Source organism: Burkholderia glumae LMG 2196 = ATCC 33617 (genome assembly GCF_000960995.1).
GTDB lineage: Bacteria > Pseudomonadota > Gammaproteobacteria > Burkholderiales > Burkholderiaceae > Burkholderia > Burkholderia glumae.
Genome location: NZ_CP009434.1, coordinates 2,803,585 through 2,820,414 on the forward strand (window position 1 = coordinate 2,803,585; position 16,830 = coordinate 2,820,414).

At 67.7% G+C, this 16,830-nt stretch carries 12 protein-coding genes and 2 rRNA genes; 5 read left to right on the forward strand and 9 right to left on the reverse strand.

Annotated features, from left to right (window positions below; translation table 11 throughout):
- The first annotated feature begins 91 nt into the window (after nucleotides 1–91).
- Nucleotides 92–1,039: a hypothetical protein gene (locus KS03_RS12475; RefSeq protein ID WP_012733186.1), complete on the forward strand. Its 948-nt coding sequence runs from the start codon at nucleotides 92–94 to the stop codon at nucleotides 1,037–1,039.
- Between the two features lie 480 nt (nucleotides 1,040–1,519).
- Here the strand turns inward: KS03_RS12475 and KS03_RS12480 are convergent, their stop codons facing one another.
- On the reverse strand, nucleotides 1,520–2,620 hold the full coding sequence (locus KS03_RS12480; RefSeq protein ID WP_012733185.1) for a branched-chain amino acid aminotransferase: 1,101 nt from the start codon (nucleotides 2,618–2,620) through the stop codon (nucleotides 1,520–1,522).
- Between the two features lie 431 nt (nucleotides 2,621–3,051).
- Complete coding sequence (locus KS03_RS12485) at nucleotides 3,052–3,942, reverse strand: aldo/keto reductase family oxidoreductase (RefSeq protein WP_012733184.1); 891 nt, start codon at nucleotides 3,940–3,942, stop codon at nucleotides 3,052–3,054.
- 94 nt (nucleotides 3,943–4,036) lie between these two features.
- On the opposite strand from KS03_RS12485, the gene KS03_RS12490 reads away from it, so the two are divergent.
- The gene (locus KS03_RS12490) at nucleotides 4,037–4,984 is read left to right on the forward strand and encodes a LysR family transcriptional regulator (RefSeq protein ID WP_012733183.1); all 948 of its coding nucleotides are present in this window, start codon (nucleotides 4,037–4,039) and stop codon (nucleotides 4,982–4,984) included.
- Nucleotides 4,985–5,156: 172 nt separating this feature from the next.
- On the opposite strand, the gene glyA is transcribed toward KS03_RS12490, so the two are convergent.
- From glyA to KS03_RS12515, 5 genes are all read right to left on the reverse strand, one after another.
- Complete coding sequence (glyA, locus tag KS03_RS12495; protein ID WP_012733182.1) at nucleotides 5,157–6,419, reverse strand: serine hydroxymethyltransferase; 1,263 nt, start codon at nucleotides 6,417–6,419, stop codon at nucleotides 5,157–5,159.
- A 330-nt stretch (nucleotides 6,420–6,749) separates the two neighbouring features.
- Nucleotides 6,750–7,748 (reverse strand): XdhC family protein, encoded by a 999-nt coding sequence (locus KS03_RS12500; RefSeq protein WP_012733181.1) that lies wholly within the window; start codon nucleotides 7,746–7,748, stop codon nucleotides 6,750–6,752.
- Nucleotides 7,748–9,064, reverse strand: coding sequence for a c-type cytochrome (locus KS03_RS12505; RefSeq protein WP_012733180.1), 1,317 nt, complete (start codon nucleotides 9,062–9,064; stop codon nucleotides 7,748–7,750). Before KS03_RS12505 ends, KS03_RS12500 begins: the two co-directional genes overlap by 1 nt.
- Complete coding sequence (locus KS03_RS12510; RefSeq protein ID WP_012733179.1) at nucleotides 9,061–11,301, reverse strand: xanthine dehydrogenase family protein molybdopterin-binding subunit; 2,241 nt, start codon at nucleotides 11,299–11,301, stop codon at nucleotides 9,061–9,063. The genes KS03_RS12505 and KS03_RS12510 overlap by 4 nt, the downstream gene beginning before the upstream one ends.
- Before the next feature lie 2 nt (nucleotides 11,302–11,303).
- Nucleotides 11,304–11,759, reverse strand: a complete 456-nt coding sequence (locus KS03_RS12515) for a (2Fe-2S)-binding protein (protein ID WP_012733178.1) — start codon at nucleotides 11,757–11,759, stop codon at nucleotides 11,304–11,306.
- 51 nt (nucleotides 11,760–11,810) lie between these two features.
- Here KS03_RS12515 and KS03_RS12520 point away from each other — a divergent pair, with 51 nt between their 5' ends.
- From KS03_RS12520 to KS03_RS12530, 3 genes are all read left to right on the forward strand, one after another.
- Nucleotides 11,811–12,212: a hypothetical protein gene (locus KS03_RS12520; RefSeq protein WP_017924071.1), complete on the forward strand. Its 402-nt coding sequence runs from the start codon at nucleotides 11,811–11,813 to the stop codon at nucleotides 12,210–12,212.
- Nucleotides 12,213–12,639: 427 nt separating this feature from the next.
- Nucleotides 12,640–13,083 carry a DUF2231 domain-containing protein gene (locus KS03_RS12525; RefSeq protein ID WP_012733177.1) on the forward strand — a complete coding sequence of 148 codons (444 nt, stop codon included), beginning with the start codon at nucleotides 12,640–12,642 and terminating at the stop codon, nucleotides 13,081–13,083.
- Nucleotides 13,076–14,392 carry a PQQ-dependent sugar dehydrogenase gene (locus KS03_RS12530; RefSeq protein WP_012733176.1) on the forward strand — a complete coding sequence of 439 codons (1,317 nt, stop codon included), beginning with the start codon at nucleotides 13,076–13,078 and terminating at the stop codon, nucleotides 14,390–14,392. The genes KS03_RS12525 and KS03_RS12530 overlap by 8 nt, the downstream gene beginning before the upstream one ends.
- 108 nt (nucleotides 14,393–14,500) lie before the next feature.
- Here KS03_RS12530 and rrf read toward each other — a convergent pair.
- Both rrf and KS03_RS01505 read right to left on the reverse strand, forming a co-directional pair.
- Nucleotides 14,501–14,614 (reverse strand): 5S ribosomal RNA (rrf, locus tag KS03_RS12535).
- A gap of 139 nt (nucleotides 14,615–14,753) precedes the next feature.
- Nucleotides 14,754–16,830 (reverse strand): 23S ribosomal RNA (locus KS03_RS01505).

Sequence of the window (16,830 nt, forward strand, 5' to 3'; positions counted from 1 at the left end):
TCATGCCTGGTCGCCGTCGCGCCTACCGATCCGGTGCGGGCATGAACACAAGCCGCGTTTTGCGCAGGCTCAGTCAATTCGAGGAAGAATCATGTTCAAGAAAATCTTCAGTGGTGGCGACTCCTCAACGTCGTGGAACGCTCTGGCAAACGTCGATCGCGACGACGTCGTCAAGACTCACGAATCCGTCGCGCCGGGAAGCATCGGCATCGGCTCATACAGCCATGCGACGGTTCGTGTCGCGCCGGCGACGCTCCAGAACCTCAAGGCAGCGTCCTGGGCAAACCGTGCCGCCAAGCGTGTGATGGAGCACGGCGCCGGTAATCAACGCGTGGACATCCACGCGTCGAGCGGCGAAAGCTGGGCGCGCAGCGAAGGCGGGGCAAGCAAGTACCCGAGCCGCATCGAACGCGCCCAAAAGGAACAGGGAGGCAACTGCCACGTCTTCACCGATGTGGCGACGGCCGCCCTGCACTCCGGAAATGGTCCTGAATTCTCGGGATCGGTCCACCGCGTCTGGTTGAAGTTGCCGACCCCGCCGGGTGGGCAGGAGAAAGATCACGTTTTCGCGACGATCGGCGACCCGGAGCGATCAGCCGCCCAGGACGTGGTGGTGGTGGACGCGTGGCCGGGCCATCCGAGCGCCTGCACGCTTGACCGCGCTACCCTGGTCGACGCGAGCACCGGCGAGCGCCATCATCTCGCCAGCCTCCTGTCGAACCGCAACACTCGCTACATCAGCTCGCAGGTAAGAGCGAACAGCGCCGATTCCGAGCGGCTCACGAAGATCAAGCCCATGAGCACCCACGACGTGAACAAGCAACTGCGCAAGATGGGCGCGCCCGAAGTCGGCCCCGACCTGGTACGCCACATCGAGCAGCAAGCGCATGCGCGAACCGGAACGCCGCTGTTCGACGTGCGCGTCGCGACAGATCCGAGTATCCGTTACACGGACGGCACGTCTTACGCCCAGACCTTTGACGAGGTTTCCACGGATACGCTGAGCAAGCAACAGGCCGGGCGCAGCTCGCTGCGATGAGCCTGCACGCGCTTATCGAATCCGCGGCGCCCGTAGCGCCTGCAGCTCGTTGCTGACTTGTCGTCCGGCCATACCGCGAGGGCATGGCCCGCAACGCTTCACCTCCAGGTTGCGTCGGACGCGCTTGGCAAGGCGGTCGGCCGACACGGGGTCGGCCGAAATCGGGCGCCAGTCCGCCTCGGCGGCGCGACGGCTGGAAGAGGTCGCGCTCGGTTGGCGGGCTGCGTCGTCCGGGTCGGGTGCGTGATGCATGGCTCGCGGCCAGCCCCCAAGGCCGTCGAGAAGCGCGAGAAAGCCCGCGACGCACTGCTCGCGGGCTTCCGACTTCCCGGCCGAACACTGGCAGCGCCCGCGGGCCACGATCCGATCGAATCGAGGTTCGCGACGGCAGGCCATCGCGCAAGCCGCACGCGCAACCGCTGGCCGCGCTCGACCTTCCTCGCGATGGCGCTCCAGCTGATTCTCACATCGTGCGCTTCTTCAGCCGAGGATGTCGACCCAGCCGTGCGTATCGGCCTCGCGCCCGGTCTGGATGCCCACCAGCGTCTTCTTGAGCCGCGTCGCCACCGGGCCGGCGCCGCCGTCGCCGATCACGAAGCTGTGCTTGCGGCCCTTCACCTGCCCGATCGCCGTGACGACGGCCGCGGTGCCGCAGGCGAACGCCTCCACCAGCCGCCCGCTCTTTGCGTCGGCTTCCCACTGCTCGATCGAGTAAGGCTCCTCGCGCACGGTGTAGCCGAGATCGCGCGCCAGTTCGATCAGCGAGGCCCGCGTGATGCCGGGCAGGATCGTGCCGGTGAGGGGCGGCGTCTGCAGCGAGCCGTCGTCGAACACGAAGAACACGTTCATGCCGCCCAGCTCCTCGATCCAGCGCCGCTCGACGGCGTCGAGGAACACCACCTGATCGCAGCCCTCGCGCGTCGCCTCGGCCTGAGCGGCGAGGCTCGCCGCGTAGTTGCCGCCGCACTTCGCGTCGCCGGTGCCGCCGGGCGCCGCACGCGTGTAGCTGTCCGACACCCAGATCGCCACGCCTTTCGACGCGTCGCCCTTGAAGTAGGCGCCCACCGGCGTCGCCACCACGCAGAACAGGTACTGCGCCGACGGCTTCACGCCGAGCACCACCTCGTCGGCGATCATGAACGGGCGCAGATACAGCGCGCTGCCTTCCGCCGACGGAATCCAGTCGCGCTCCAGCGTCACGAGCTGGCGCACGGCTTCCACGAACAGTTCCTCCGGCAGTTGCGCCATCGCGAGGCGCGCCGCCGAGTTGCGGAACCGGCGCGCGTTCTGTTCGGGCCGGAACAGGGCAACCTTGCCGCCGGGCAGCGGATACGCCTTCATGCCCTCGAAGATTTCCTGCGCATAGTGCAGCACCAGCGTTGCCGGATCGAGCTCGAGCGCGCGGCGCGGCTCGATCTTCGCGTCGTGCCAGCCCTGGCCTTCCGTGTAGCGGATCGTCACCATGTAGTCGGTGAAAATCTTGCCGAAGCCGGGATTCTCGAGCAATCGCGCGCGTGCCTCGGCGGAAGTCGGATTCGGGTGACGCTCGATCGGGAAAGTCGGGGTGCTGCCGGTGCTCATGTGGTCCGCTCCTGTTTTATTGAGGCGGCGGGAACGTCCCGCCGCCGCGCTGACCGGACACTGTAATCGACCTGAGCGTTCCGCGCATCCGGAAATCTCCGTGCAAAGCCCACGGGCGACGTGACAAACGCAGCGCGCCACCGCATGGCGACCGCGAAATAAGGCGAATCCGCGCATCCTGGGGCCTGCCGCCGCATGCGCCGCGCACGCGGGCGCCGATGTCCGGCAGCCGATGCGAAACGCGCCCAGGCAGCGCGTTGCCGGCCGCACGGGAGCCGGCCGCAAAGCAACCGAGGCGGACCGGCAAGCAGCAGGCCAAAGCCTGCTGACCGCGGGCGGCGCGGGCGGCGCCTTCACCGGCGGCCGGGGCTGCCTGCGCCCGCGCCAGGCAGCCCCGGCCGCGACGTGTCGGGGCGGGGCGGGAAGCAGGCTCACCGCCCGGCGCCGCCGGCGACGGCCGCGCCGATCGCGTCGAGTTCGCGCAGCGCGTCGTCGGGCAAGGCGAGCTGCCCGGCAGCGAGGTTCTCGCGCAGATGCGCCACCGACGACGTGCCGGGAATCAGCAGCAGGTTCGGCGCGCGGCGCAGCAGCCACGCCAGCGCGACCTGCATCGGCGTGGCGCCGAGCCGCCCGGCCACGACGGAGAGCGCCGTGGACTGCAGCGGCGAGAACCCGCCGAGCGGGAAGAACGGCACGTAGGCCACGCCCTCGGCGGCCAGCGTGTCGATCAGCGCGTCGTCGTCGCGATGCGCGAGGTTGTACAGGTTCTGCACGCAGACGATCTCGCAGATACCCCGTCCTTCCTCGATCTGCGCGCGCGTCACGTTGCTGAGCCCGATGTGGCGCACCAGCCCCTTGCGCTGCAGTTCGGCCAGCACGGCGAGCGGCGCCTCGATCGAGCCCTCGGCCGGCCCGTGGGTCGAGAACATCGCGCGCAGGTTCACCACGTCGAGCACGTCGCGGCCGAGATTGCGCAGGTTGTCGTGGATCGCGCGCTCCAGCTCGGCGGCGGAAAACGCCGGCAGCCAGGCGCCGGCCGCGTCGCGGCGGGCGCCCACCTTGGTGACGATCACGAGCTCGTCGCGGTACGGATGCAGTGCCTCGCGGATCAGTTGGTTCGTGACGTGCGGGCCGTAGAAATCACTGGTGTCGATATGGTCGACGCCGGCCTCCACGGCCGCGCGCAGCACCGCCAGCGCGGCGTCGCGATCCTTCGGCGGGCCGAACACGCCGGGGCCGGCCAACTGCATGGCGCCGTAGCCGATGCGGCGGACCGAGCGGCTGCCGAGCGGGAAAACCTGGGTCGGATTCGATGGGTTCATGAAGTGCCTCCTGGTAGGGAAGCCCGAGCTTACGCGCTGGCGATTCCACCGATAAGCCGCCATAATCCGCACGGCTTGTACGAAGGAGCGAACAATGAACGTCGATCTGTCGGACCTGGGCGCGTTCGTGGCGGTGGCGCGCGCCAAGGGCTTTCGCGACGGCGCGCGCGCCACCGGCACCAGCGCGTCGGGGCTCAGCGAGGCGGTGCGAAGGCTGGAGGCTCGGCTCGGCGTGCGGCTGCTGAACCGCACCACCCGCAGCGTGGTGCCGACCGAGGCGGGCGAACGGCTGCTGGAGCGGCTCGCCCCGGCGTTCGGCGAGGTGGAGGCGGCACTCGACGAGGTCCACGGCTTTCGCGACCGGCCGGCCGGCACGCTGCGCCTGAACGTGCCGGTCAGCGTGGCGCGGCTGGTGCTGCCGTCGATCGTGCCGCGCTTCCTGGCGGCCTACCCCGAGATCCGGATGGAAGTGTCGGCCGACGAGAATTTCGTCGACGTGCTGGCGGCGGGCTGCGACGCCGGCATCCGCTACGAGGAGCGGCTCGAACAGGACATGATCGCGGTGCCGATCGGCCCGCGCCAGCAGCGCTTCGCGATGGCGGCCTCGCCCGCCTACCTGGACCGGCGCGGGCGGCCCGCGCACCCGCGCGAGCTGCTCGACCACGCCTGCCTTCTCGGCCGCTTTCCGAGCGGCGCGATGCCGCCGTGGAGCTTCGAGCGCGACGGCGAGACGGTGCGCATCGAGCCGGCGGGGCAACTGCTCGTACAACTGGGCGCGGCGGTCGATCTGGCCGTCGATGCGGCGGTGGCAGGCACCGGCATCATCCGGCTGTTCGAGGACTGGCTGCGCCCACACCTCGCGAGCGGCGCGCTCGAACCGGTGCTCGAAGGCTGGTGGGAGACCTTCTCGGGGCCGTTCCTCTACTACCCGGGGCGGCGGCTCGTGCCGGCGCCGCTGCGCGCGTTCATCGATTTCGTGCGCGCCGACGGCGAGGCACGGGCCGCAGCGGCCCCGCGGCGGCCGTCCGGCGCCGCGCCCTGATTCCGCGGCCGGCGCCGGCGAGCACGCGCGGCGCCGCCGGCCGCCGCGCTCATGCGCGAGCGCGGCGCGGGCATCCGCCCGGCGCGGCCTCGGGCCGGGAGGACAAGCGCCCCCGTGCCGGTGGAGCCCTCACGCGCGGCGACGGCTGCGCACCCGGCGGCGCCTCGATCGCTCAGGCGCCCGAACGGCCGCCGTACACCGGGAACTGCCGGGTCAGCTCGGCCACCTGCGCGCGCACGCGCTCCAGCGTGGCCGCGTCCTCCGGATTGTCCAGCACGTCCGCGATCAGGTTGCCCACGATCTCCGCCTCCTTCGTGCCGAACCCGCGCGTCGTCATCGCCGGCGAGCCCAGACGAATCCCGCTCGTCACGAACGGCTTCTCCGGGTCGTTCGGGATCGCGTTCTTGTTCACCGTGATGTGCGCCGCGCCCAGCGCCGCTTCCGCCGCCTTGCCCGTGATCTTCTTCGCCTGCAGGTCCACCAGCATCACGTGGCTTTCCGTGCGCCCGGACACGATCCGCAGCCCGCGCTTGACCAGCGTCTGCGCCAGCACCCGCGCGTTCTCCACCACCTGCTGCTGGTACGCCTTGAATTCCGCCGAGCCCGCTTCCTTGAACGCCACCGCCTTCGCCGCGATCACGTGCATCAGCGGGCCGCCCTGAATCCCGGGGAAAATCGCCGAGTTGATCGGCTTCTCGTACTCCGACTTCATCAGAATCACGCCGCCGCGCGGCCCGCGCAGGCTCTTGTGCGTGGTCGTCGTCACGAAGTCCGCGTGCGGCACCGGGTTCGGATACACCCCAGCCGCGATCAGCCCCGCGTAGTGCGCCATGTCCACCATCAGGTACGCGCCCACCGACTTCGCGATCTTCGCCAGGCGCTCGAAGTCGATCTTCAGCGCGAATGCCGAGGCCCCCGCCACGATCATCTTCGGCTTGTGCTCCTGCGCGAGCCGATCGGCCGCCTCGTAGTCGATGTCCTCGCTTTCGTCCAGGCCGTAGCTCACCACGTTGAACCACTTGCCCGACATGTTCACCGGCGAGCCGTGCGTGAGGTGCCCGCCGTGCGCCAGGCTCATGCCCATGATCGTGTCGCCCGGCTTGAGCATCGCGAAGAACACGCCCTGGTTGGCCTGCGAGCCCGAGTTCGGCTGCACGTTGGCCGCTTGCGCGCCGAACAGCGCCTTGACCCGGTCGATCGCCAGTTGCTCGACCACGTCCACGTATTCGCAGCCGCCGTAGTAGCGCTTGCCGGGATAGCCCTCGGCATACTTGTTGGTCAGCTGCGAGCCCTGCGCGGCCATCACCGCCGGGCTCGTGTAGTTCTCGGAGGCGATCAGCTCGATGTGATCTTCCTGGCGCTGGTTCTCCTGCTGGATCGCCTGCCAGAGGTCAGGATCGACTGCTTCGATGGTGCTGGTGGAATAGTTGAACATGATTTTCCCGACGTCCGTCATCAAAAAACCTACCCTGCGCCGCGCGCGGCGGCCCCCGGCGCTTCGAACCGATTGCCTGATACGTGGCAGCGCTATTCAACCGGAAGCCCCGGCCGCCATCTAGAAGAATTGCGACAACGCGATGGGACGGAATCGGCGCGCGGCCGGCGCCGTGCCGGCGATGTCGCATGACGACAGGTCGGTGACGCGTGGCAAATAGTGGCTGCCGCGCGATCAGCGACGGCTGCGCCGAATACGGGTCCGGCTGCGCCGTCAGCTACGCGGCTCATTAGGCGGCCCACGCGGCGCACCGCTAGGCCGGCCCGCGGCTCAGCCCGATGCGCCGGCCTTCGCGACCGCGACGTTCATGGCGTGCGCGATCGCGACGCCGTTCTTGAGCGCCGTGACCTCGGCGAGGATCGACAGCGCGATCTCGGGCGGCGTGCGGCTGCCGATGTGCAGCCCGGCCGGGCCGTGCAGCCGCGCGAGCTGCGCCGCGTCGAGATCGAACTCGGCCAGCCGCTCGCGGCGCGCGGCATTGTTGCGCCGCGAGCCGAGCGCACCGACGTAGAACGCGGGCGTCTTCAACGCTTCCATCAGCGCGAGGTCGTCGAGCTTCGGGTCGTGGGTAAGCGCGATCACGCACGAGCGCGCGTCGAGCCGCATCGCCAGCACCGTGTCGTCGGGCATGGTGCGCACCAGGCGCGTGCCCGGCACGTTCCAGGCGCCGGGCTGCTCCTCGCGCGGGTCGCACACCGTCACCTGATAGTCGAGCCCGGTCGCGATCTCGCACAGGTAGCGCGACAGTTGCCCGGCGCCGATCACCAGCATCCGGTAGCGCGGGCCGTGCACGGTGCGCAGGCGCGCGCCGTCGAAGCTGACGCCGTCGGCCGCCGGCACGTCATGCTCGAGCGTGGCCGCCCCGCTGGCGAGCGTGAGCGTGCGCGCCACCAGACGCCCCGCATCGATCGCCTCGCACAGCGCCGCGATGCCGCTCGCGGCGCTGAGCGGCTCGAGCACCAGCTCGAGCGTGCCGCCGCACGGCAGGCCGAAGCGGTGCGCCTCGTCGGCGCTGACGCCGTAGCGGATCGTCTCGGGCCGCGCGTCCGGCGCGATGCCGGCCGCGCGCACGCGCGCGATCAGGTCGTCCTCGATGCAGCCGCCCGATACCGAGCCGACCGCGCGCCCGTCGTCGCGCAGCGCGAGCAGCGCCCCCACCGGCCGCGGCGACGATCCCCAGGTGCGCACCACGGTGGCCAGCAGCACGTGCCGCCCGGCCGCCAGCCAGCGCGCGCTGGTGCGCAGCACGTCGAGATCGACGCTGTCCATCAGCGGGCCGCCGCCGTGGCGCGGCGCAGCTTCGCGACCTCGTCGGGGCTCACCGCCGGCGCACCGTTGTTCCAGCCTGCGCGCACGAACGTCAGCACGTCGGCGATCTGGCGGTCGGTCAGCACCTCGGCGAACTTCGGCATCGGATAGGCCGCCGGCACGCCCGCGATCACGAGATCGGCGCTGCCGTTCAGCGTCACGTTGATCAGCGAGGCCGGGTTCGCCTCCAGCAGGTTCGGGTTGCCGGCGAGCGGCGCGAGCAGCGGTGCGAACGCGCGGCCGTCGGTGCCGTGGCAGTGCATGCAGTACGCGGCGTAGACGGCCGCGCCCGGATCGCCCGCCGGACGCGCGAGCGCGGCCATGGTGCGCTGCGGATCGTAGCGGTATGGCGGCGCGCCGGTGCCGCCCGCGGCCGGCAGCGACTTCAGGTAGCGCGCGATCGCGGTCAGGTCCTCGCCGCTCAGATACTGCGTGCTGTGGTTCACCACGTCGGTCATCGAGCCGAACGCGCTGGCATGCGCGTTCGCGCCGGTCTTCAGGAACTGCGCCAGCTCGGCCTCGCTCCAGCGGCCGAGCCCGGTATTGGCCTCGCCGGTCAGGTTCGAGGCGAACCAGTTGTCGAGCAGGCCGCCTGTCAGGAACGCACGGCCGCCCTCGTCGAGCGCCTGCTCCTGGAAGCCGGCGCCGCGCGGCGTATGGCAGGCGCCGCAATGGCCGAGCCCCTGCACGAGGTAGGCCCCGCGATTCCAGACCGGATCGCGGCCGGCCTTGGCCTGATAGCGCGTGCCGTCGAGGAACACCAGGTTCCAGAGCTTGAGCGGCCAGCGCTGGTTGAGCGGCCAGCGGATCTCGCTCTCGCGGTTGGCCTGCGCGACGGGCGCCACGCCGTGCATGAAGTAGGCGTACATCGCGTGCACGTCGTCGTCGCCGACCTTCGCATACGACGGGTACGGCATTGCCGGATAGAGGTTGTGGCCGTCCTTGGCCACGCCCTCGCGCAGCGCGCGCGCGAAATCGGCCTCGCTGTAGCCACCGATGCCGGTGGCCGCGTCCGGCGTGATGTTGGTCGTGTAGATCGCGCCCAGCGGCGTGGCCATCTTCAGCCCGCCCGCGAACGGCTTGCCCCTCGGCGCCGTATGGCAGGCGCTGCAATCGCCCGCGCGTGCCAGATATTCGCCGCGCGCGAGCAGCGCCGTGTCGTTGCTGCCGTCGGCCGCCGCATGGGCGCCCGGCGCCGCGAACGCGGCACCGGCCAGTGCGGCCGCACCGCATGCCCGGCGCAGCCGGTTCGGAATCGTCATCGCCGCCTCCCTCATGCCGTTTTCAGTTGATCGCCGACCGGCAGCCGGTAAAGGCGCTTGCCCGTGGCCGCATGGATCGCGTTGGCCAGCGCCGCCGCGATCGCCGAGGTGCCCGGCTCGCCGATGCCGCCCGGCGCCTGCGCGCTCTTGACGATATGCACGTCGATCTTCGGCGTCTGGTTGATGCGCAGCATCCGGTAGTCGGTGAAGTTGCTCTGCTCGACTCGCCCGTCCCGGATCGTGATCTCGCCGTACAGGGCGGCGGTGATGCCGAACACGATGCCGCCCTGGATCTGCGCCTCGACCGTGTCGGGATTCACGACCATGCCGCAATCGACCGCGCAGACCACGCGCTCGACGACGACCTCGCCGTCGGCCACCGCCACGTCCGCGATCATGCTGAAGAAGCTGCCGAACGCGTGCAGCACCGACACGCCGCGGCCGCGCCCGGCGGGCACCGCCTGCCCCCAGCCGGCCGCCCGCGCGACCACGTCGAGCACGTCGCGCGCGCGCGGCGTGCGGCCCAGCAGCGAGCGCCGGTAGGCGACCGGGTCGGCCTTCGCGCGCACCGCCAGCTCGTCGATGAAGCTCTCCACCACGAATGCGCCGCGCGTCGGGCCGACGCCGCGCCAGAACGCGGTCGGCACGTGGCGCGGCTCCTGGCGCACGTATTCGATGCGCTGGTTCGGGATCTCGTAGGGCAGATCGGCGGCCACCTCCACCGCGTCGCTGTCCACGCCGTTCTTCACCGCGCCGGGCGCGAAGCGCGCCATGATCGAGGAGCCGGCGATGCGGTGCTGCCACGCCACCGGCTTGCCGTTGGCATCGACGCCGGCCGAGATCCGGTCGTAGTAATACGGCCGGTACATGTCGTGACGGATGTCCTCCTCGCGCGTCCAGACCACCTTGACGGGCGCGTCCACCTGTTTGCCGACCTTCAGCGCCTGCGCGATCATGTCGGTCTCCAGCCGCCGCCCGAAGCCGCCGCCGAGCAGGTGATTGTGCAGCACGACGCGGCTCTCGTCGAAGCCGGTCACGCGCTTCGCGGCCTCGATGGCGAAGCCCGGCACCTGCGTGCCGACCCAGATCTCGCAGCCGTCGCCGCGCACGTGCACCGTGCAGTTGACCGGCTCCATCGTGGCGTGCGCGAGGAACGGCTGCTGATAGACCGACTCGACGCGCGCGCTGGCCGCGCCGAGCGCCTTGGCCACGTCGCCGTCGTTGCGCGCGACGGCGCCGGGGCGCTCGGCCGCGCGCGCGAGGTCGCCGACGATGTCGTCCATCGAGACGTGGGCGCCAGCGCCTTCGTGCCACGTGATCACGAGCGCCGCGGCGCCGCGCTTGGCGGCCCAGGTGTGCTCGCCCACCACCGCCACCGCGTTGTCGACGCGCACCACCTGGCGCACGCCCGGCACGCGCTTGGCCGCGCTGTCGTCGACGCTGGCGACGGTGCCGCCGAACACCGGGCTGTTGACGATCGCGGCATACAGCATGCCCGGCAGCCGCACGTCGAGCCCGAAGCGCGCGGTGCCGTCCACCTTCTCGGGCGAATCGAGCCGCTTCACCGGCTTGCCGATCAGCGTGAACGCCTCGGGCTTCTTCAGCGCAACCTCGGCCGGCACCGGCAGCTTCGCGGCGGCGTCGACGAGCGAGCCGTAGGCCGCGCGCCGGCCGCTCGGCGCATGCAGCACCTCGCCGTTGGCCGCGCGGCACGATGCCGGATCGACGTTCCATTGCTGCGCGGCGGCGGCCACCAGCAGCGTGCGCGCGGTGGCGCCGGCGCGGCGCATCGGCTCCCAGGCATAGCGGATCGACGTCGAGCCGCCGGTCAGCTGGCCGCCGCCCAGCAGCGGGTCGCCGTAGCGCTTCGCGTCGGCCGGCGCATGGTCGAGCACCACGCTGTCGAGCGGCACCTCGAGCTCCTCGGCGATCAGCATCGGGATCGACGTATAGACGCCCTGCCCCATCTCGACCTTCGGCATCACCAGCGTGACCTGCCCCGCGCGATCGATGCGCACGAACGCGTTCGGGGCAAAGAGCCCGGCCGGCGCCTGGTCGGGGGCGTCACCGCCGATCACCGACGGGCGCGTCGCCCCGCCTGCCGCCGGCACCGCGAAACCGAGCAGCAGGCCGCCGCCGGCCGCCGCGCCGAGCGTGAAGCCGGCCTGCAGGAAATGGCGCCGCGAGATGCCCGTCGCGTCGCCGCCGGCCGCGCGCGCGGCGCGGCTCGCTTCGATGATTCCCGAGGACATGGTCAGGCCTCCTGCGCGGCCAGCTTGATGGCTGCGCGAATCCGGTTGTAGGTGCCGCAGCGGCAGATGTTGCCCGCCATCGCCGCATCGATGTCGGCGTCGCTCGGGTGCGGGTTCGAGGCCAGCAGCGAAGCGGCCGCCATCACCTGCCCCGACTGGCAGTAGCCGCACTGCACCACGTCGAGCTTGCGCCATGCCTGCTGGACCTTCGCGCCCACCGGCGTCATACCGACCGCCTCGATGGTCGTGATCCGGCGGCCGGCCACGGCGGCCACCGGCAGCACGCACGAGCGCGCGGCCTCGCCGTCCAGGTGGACGGTGCAGGCGCCGCACTGGGCGATGCCGCAGCCGAACTTCGTGCCGGTCAGACCGACGAGGTCGCGCAGCACCCAGAGGAGAGGCATGTCGTCGGGCGCGTCGACGCTGTGCGTCACGCCATTGATGTTCAACGTGGTCATCGGAAGCTCCCGGTTTGGTGGGGGAAGGGTTGGAGCGTGTCGCGGCAAGGCTTGGAGCGGATCGACGGCGAAGGGCGCGAGATCGACGCCTTGCTTGGCCAGAGCGGGCACGCGCTGTGCGAGTGCGGGGCCGATCGTGACGGTCGGATCGCGCTCGCGGTAGCGTGCCGGCGGGACTCGGTGAACGAGATCGCGCGCGAGACCCGCGGCGTCCTCACGCAGGCTGCCCGAGCGGCCTTCGTGAAACCGCCTGTCTCGACCGCCTTCACGAACCGGCGTGGGTTCTCGCGCGTAGGCATGCGTCGTCGCTCCGGAAAGGCAACCGGCGCAGCGGGCCGGCAATGTCGCGTGGGGTGCGCGACCAGAGGGCGCATCATCGCACAGACATTGGTGAACGGTCTTCACAAGAGCATGCCGACACCGCGCCTTTCTTGCGGCGAAAATATTGAGTGACAAGACAGTCCTCGCTATGCGGTGCTATATTTTTTTTGCTATAGCGACGTTTTTCATTGCCGCGCATGCTCCGTCGACAAGGGCAAATCGTTGCGCGCGCATCGATTCTGCCGCCGCCTTGCCGGCATCGAATCGATAACGGTCTGCAGGGATTCAGGGCGAATCACGGCGGTCGAGGCGCTTTTGCACGGCAAGACGCGTTCGCGCGGCCTCGTCTATATTGGCAATCGCCGGGTGCTTACATCGTGGTCCTGCCCGGCCACGGCGCGGCCTGGCTGCGTGCGCCGTGTCGTTGCAGGGACCTTCGGAACCTGAGAGCCGGCATCGCCCTACCTCGTCCGGCTGCAGCAGCCGGGCGCGTCGCGCCGTCGGTGTCGTCCCTGCGCCTCGCATCGCATCCCGTCTTCTCCGGAAAAAGGACCATTCCATGACGCCCTACCGCCCGAGATATCGATCGCGGCTCGCCACGGCGATCTTCGATCTGCTCAATCCCATCCCTTATGGCCTGTTCGTCGGCACCCTGATCTTCGACGTCCTCTATGCGAACACCGCGAACATCCTCTGGGCCAAGGGCGCCGCGTGGCAAGTCAGTATCGGGCTGGTCATCGCGATCGTTCCACGCCTGCTCAATCTCGGCCACGTCTGGCTGCCGTCGTCGCGCCCCGCGCCGCGCGGCGAGCGCCTCGATTTCTGGCTGAACCTGGCGGGCATCGCCGCCGCCATCGCCAACGCCTTCGTCCACAGTCGCGACGCCTATGCGATCGTGCCGGAGAACGTGATCCTGTCGCTCATTACGGTCGTGCTGCTCGGTCTTGCGCAACTGAGGCTTGCGCTCGACAAGTTCGCGATGCAGGAGGTCGGCCATGAATAAGCGTCTTGGAGGTACCGCCGCACTCGGGCTCGCCGCAGCCGTGCTGTTCGGCGCGTGCAGCGAGAAGGCCAGATACGATGCCGAGCATCAGTCCGGCGCGAATCCGCCGCTGCCCGGTGCGCAGCATTTCATGGTGCCGCCGATCCAGGTGCCGAAAGGCGTCGGCTGGCAGGACGGGCAGACACCGAAGGTGGCGGCCGGGCTCGCCATCGAGAAGATCGCGGGGGGACTCAAGCATCCGCGGCAGGTCTACGTGCTGCCGAATCAGGACATCCTCGTGGTCGAGGCGAGCAGCCCGGAAACGGAGCCGGTGACCACGCCGAAGCAGCTGATCGCCGGCATGGTGACGAGCCGCGCCGGCAAGGACGCGCCGGGCGGCAACCGGATCACGCTGCTGCGCCGCAAGGCCGGCGGCAGCGGGTGGGACCAGTACCGGTTCATCGAAGGGCTGCACTCGCCGTTCGGCGTGCAACTGATCGGCGACACGCTCTATGTCGCCGATACCGATGCACTGCTGAAGTTTCCCTACACGCCCGGCCAGACGAAGATCGCCACGCCCGGCGTCGAACTGGCCGATCTGCCGAGCACCATCAACCACCACTGGACCAAAGCGCTGCTGGCAAGCCCCGACGGCAAGACGCTCTACGTCGGTGTCGGCTCGAACAGCAACGTCGGGGAAAACGGCCTCGACGTGGAATATCGGCGCGCGGTGGTGCTCGCGGTCGATGTGGCCAGCGGCGCGAGCCGCGTGTTCGCCTCGGGCATCCGCAATCCGACCGGGCTGCAGTGGGAGCCGAACACGGGCAGGCTCTGGACCATTGCAAACGAGCGCGACGAAATCGGCGCGGACCTGGTGCCGGATTATCTGACGTCCGTGCAGGAGGGCGGCTTCTACGGCTGGCCATACAGCTATTACGGACAGCATGTCGATTCACGCGTGATGCCGCAGCGGCCAGATCTGGTAGCGAAGGCGATCAGCCCCGACTATGCGATCGGCTCGCACGTGGCGCCGCTAGGCCTGTGGTTCTACACCGGCCACAATCTGCCGGCCGAGTACCACGGCGGAGCCTTCATCGGCGAGCACGGTAGCTGGGACCGGTCGCCGTTGAGCGGCTATGCGGTGGTCTACGTGCCGTTCGAGAACGGCAAGCCGACCGGCGCGCCGAAACCGGTGGTGACCGGCTTTCTCTCCGACGACGAAAAGCAGCTGCATGGCGCCCCGGTCGGGATCACGCAGGACGGCGACGGCGGGTTGATCATCGCCGACGATGTGGGCAATGCGGTATGGAGGGTGACGAAGGCGAGGTAGACGAGCAGCCTGGCCGATGGCCCGGCTGCTTTGCCGCGTGAAGCGGATTTTTGCGCGATAAAAGACAAAACCCCCACTGCGTTGGCAGCGGGGGTTTCGAAGGAGGAAGCCTGACGATTACCTACTTTCACACGGGCAATCCGCACTATCATCGGCGTAGAGTCGTTTCACGGTCCTGTTCGGGATGGGAAGGGGTGGGACCGACTCGCTATGGTCATCAGGCTAAAGGGGTTGTCACGTCGCGACAGCGCGCCATGACCAATCTCGAAGAAGTAGTAGGGGTTGTGCTTGTACACCGGCACATTGCTCACTCAACCGCTGTTCGTCGACCTGTTGGTTCGACATGAAACAGACCGGTTATAGGATCAAGCCTTACGGGCAATTAGTATCAGTTAGCTGAACGCATTACTGCGCTTACACACCTGACCTATCAACGTCCTGGTCTCGAACGACCCTTCAAGGGGATCAAGTCCCCGGGGATATCTCATCTTAAGGCGAGTTTCCCGCTTAGATGCTTTCAGCGGTTATCTCTTCCGAACATAGCTACCCGGCGATGCCACTGGCGTGACAACCGGTACACCAGAGGTTCGTCCACTCCGGTCCTCTCGTACTAGGAGCAGCCCCCTTCAAATATCCAACGCCCACGGCAGATAGGGACCAAACTGTCTCACGACGTTTTAAACCCAGCTCACGTACCTCTTTAAATGGCGAACAGCCATACCCTTGGGACCGGCTACAGCCCCAGGATGAGATGAGCCGACATCGAGGTGCCAAACACCGCCGTCGATATGAACTCTTGGGCGGTATCAGCCTGTTATCCCCAGAGTACCTTTTATCCGTTGAGCGATGGCCCTTCCATACAGAACCACCGGATCACTATGACCTGCTTTCGCACCTGCTCGACTTGTCGGTCTCGCAGTTAAGCACGCTTATGCCATTGCACTATCAGCACGATTTCCGACCGTACCTAGCGTACCTTCGTACTCCTCCGTTACACTTTGGGAGGAGACCGCCCCAGTCAAACTGCCTACCATGCACTGTCCCCGACCCGGATCACGGGCCAAGGTTAGAACCTCAAACAAACCAGGGTGGTATTTCAAGGACGGCTCCACCGAAACTAGCGTTCCGGTTTCATAGCCTCCCACCTATCCTACACAGATCGGTTCAAAGTCCAATGCAAAGCTACAGTAAAGGTTCATGGGGTCTTTCCGTCTAGCCGCGGGGAGATTGCATCATCACAAACACTTCAACTTCGCTGAGTCTCGGGAGGAGACAGTGTGGCCATCGTTACGCCATTCGTGCAGGTCGGAACTTACCCGACAAGGAATTTCGCTACCTTAGGACCGTTATAGTTACGGCCGCCGTTTACCGGGACTTCAATCAAGAGCTTGCACCCCATCATTTAATCTTCCGGCACCGGGCAGGCGTCACACCCTATACGTCCACTTTCGTGTTTGCAGAGTGCTGTGTTTTTATTAAACAGTCGCAGCCACCAGTTTATTGCAACCCCTTCACCCTTCTGGCGCAGGCCAGTCAAGCTACAGGGGCGTACCTTATCCCGAAGTTACGGTACCAATTTGCCGAGTTCCTTCTCCCGAGTTCTCTCAAGCGCCTTAGAATACTCATCTCGCCCACCTGTGTCGGTTTGCGGTACGGTCACTGTTAAACTGAAGCTTAGAGGCTTTTCTTGGAACCACTTCCGATTGCTTCGCTTCCGAAGAAGCTCGCGCCACACCCTTGAATTCCGCGCCCGGATTTGCCTAAGCGCCTTCTCCAATGCAGCGACCGGGACTTCCAACACCCGGACAACCTTCCGCGATCCGTCCCCCCATCGCATTTAACAATGGTGCAGGAATATTGACCTGCTTCCCATCAGCTACGCATTTCTGCCTCGCCTTAGGGGCCGACTCACCCTACGCCGATGAACGTTGCGTAGGAAACCTTGGGCTTACGGCGAGGGGGCCTTTCACCCCCTTTATCGCTACTCATGTCAGCATTCGCACTTCCGATACCTCCAGCACACTTTACAATGCACCTTCGCAGGCTTACGGAACGCTCTCCTACCATGCGAGACTAGCTCGCATCCGCAGCTTCGGTATATGGCTTAGCCCCGTTACATCTTCCGCGCAGGACGACTCGATCAGTGAGCTATTACGCTTTCTTTAAAGGGTGGCTGCTTCTAAGCCAACCTCCTGACTGTTTTAGCCTTCCCACTTCGTTTCCCACTTAGCCATATTTGGGGACCTTAGCTGGCGGTCTGGGTTGTTTCCCTCTTGACACCGGACGTTAGCACCCGATGTCTGTCTCCCGTGATTGCACTCTTCGGTATTCGGAGTTTGCTATGGCGGGGTAATCTGCAATAGACCCCCCAACCATGACAGTGCTCTACCCCCGAAGGTGAGACACGAGGCACTACCTAAATAGTTTTCGGAGAGAAC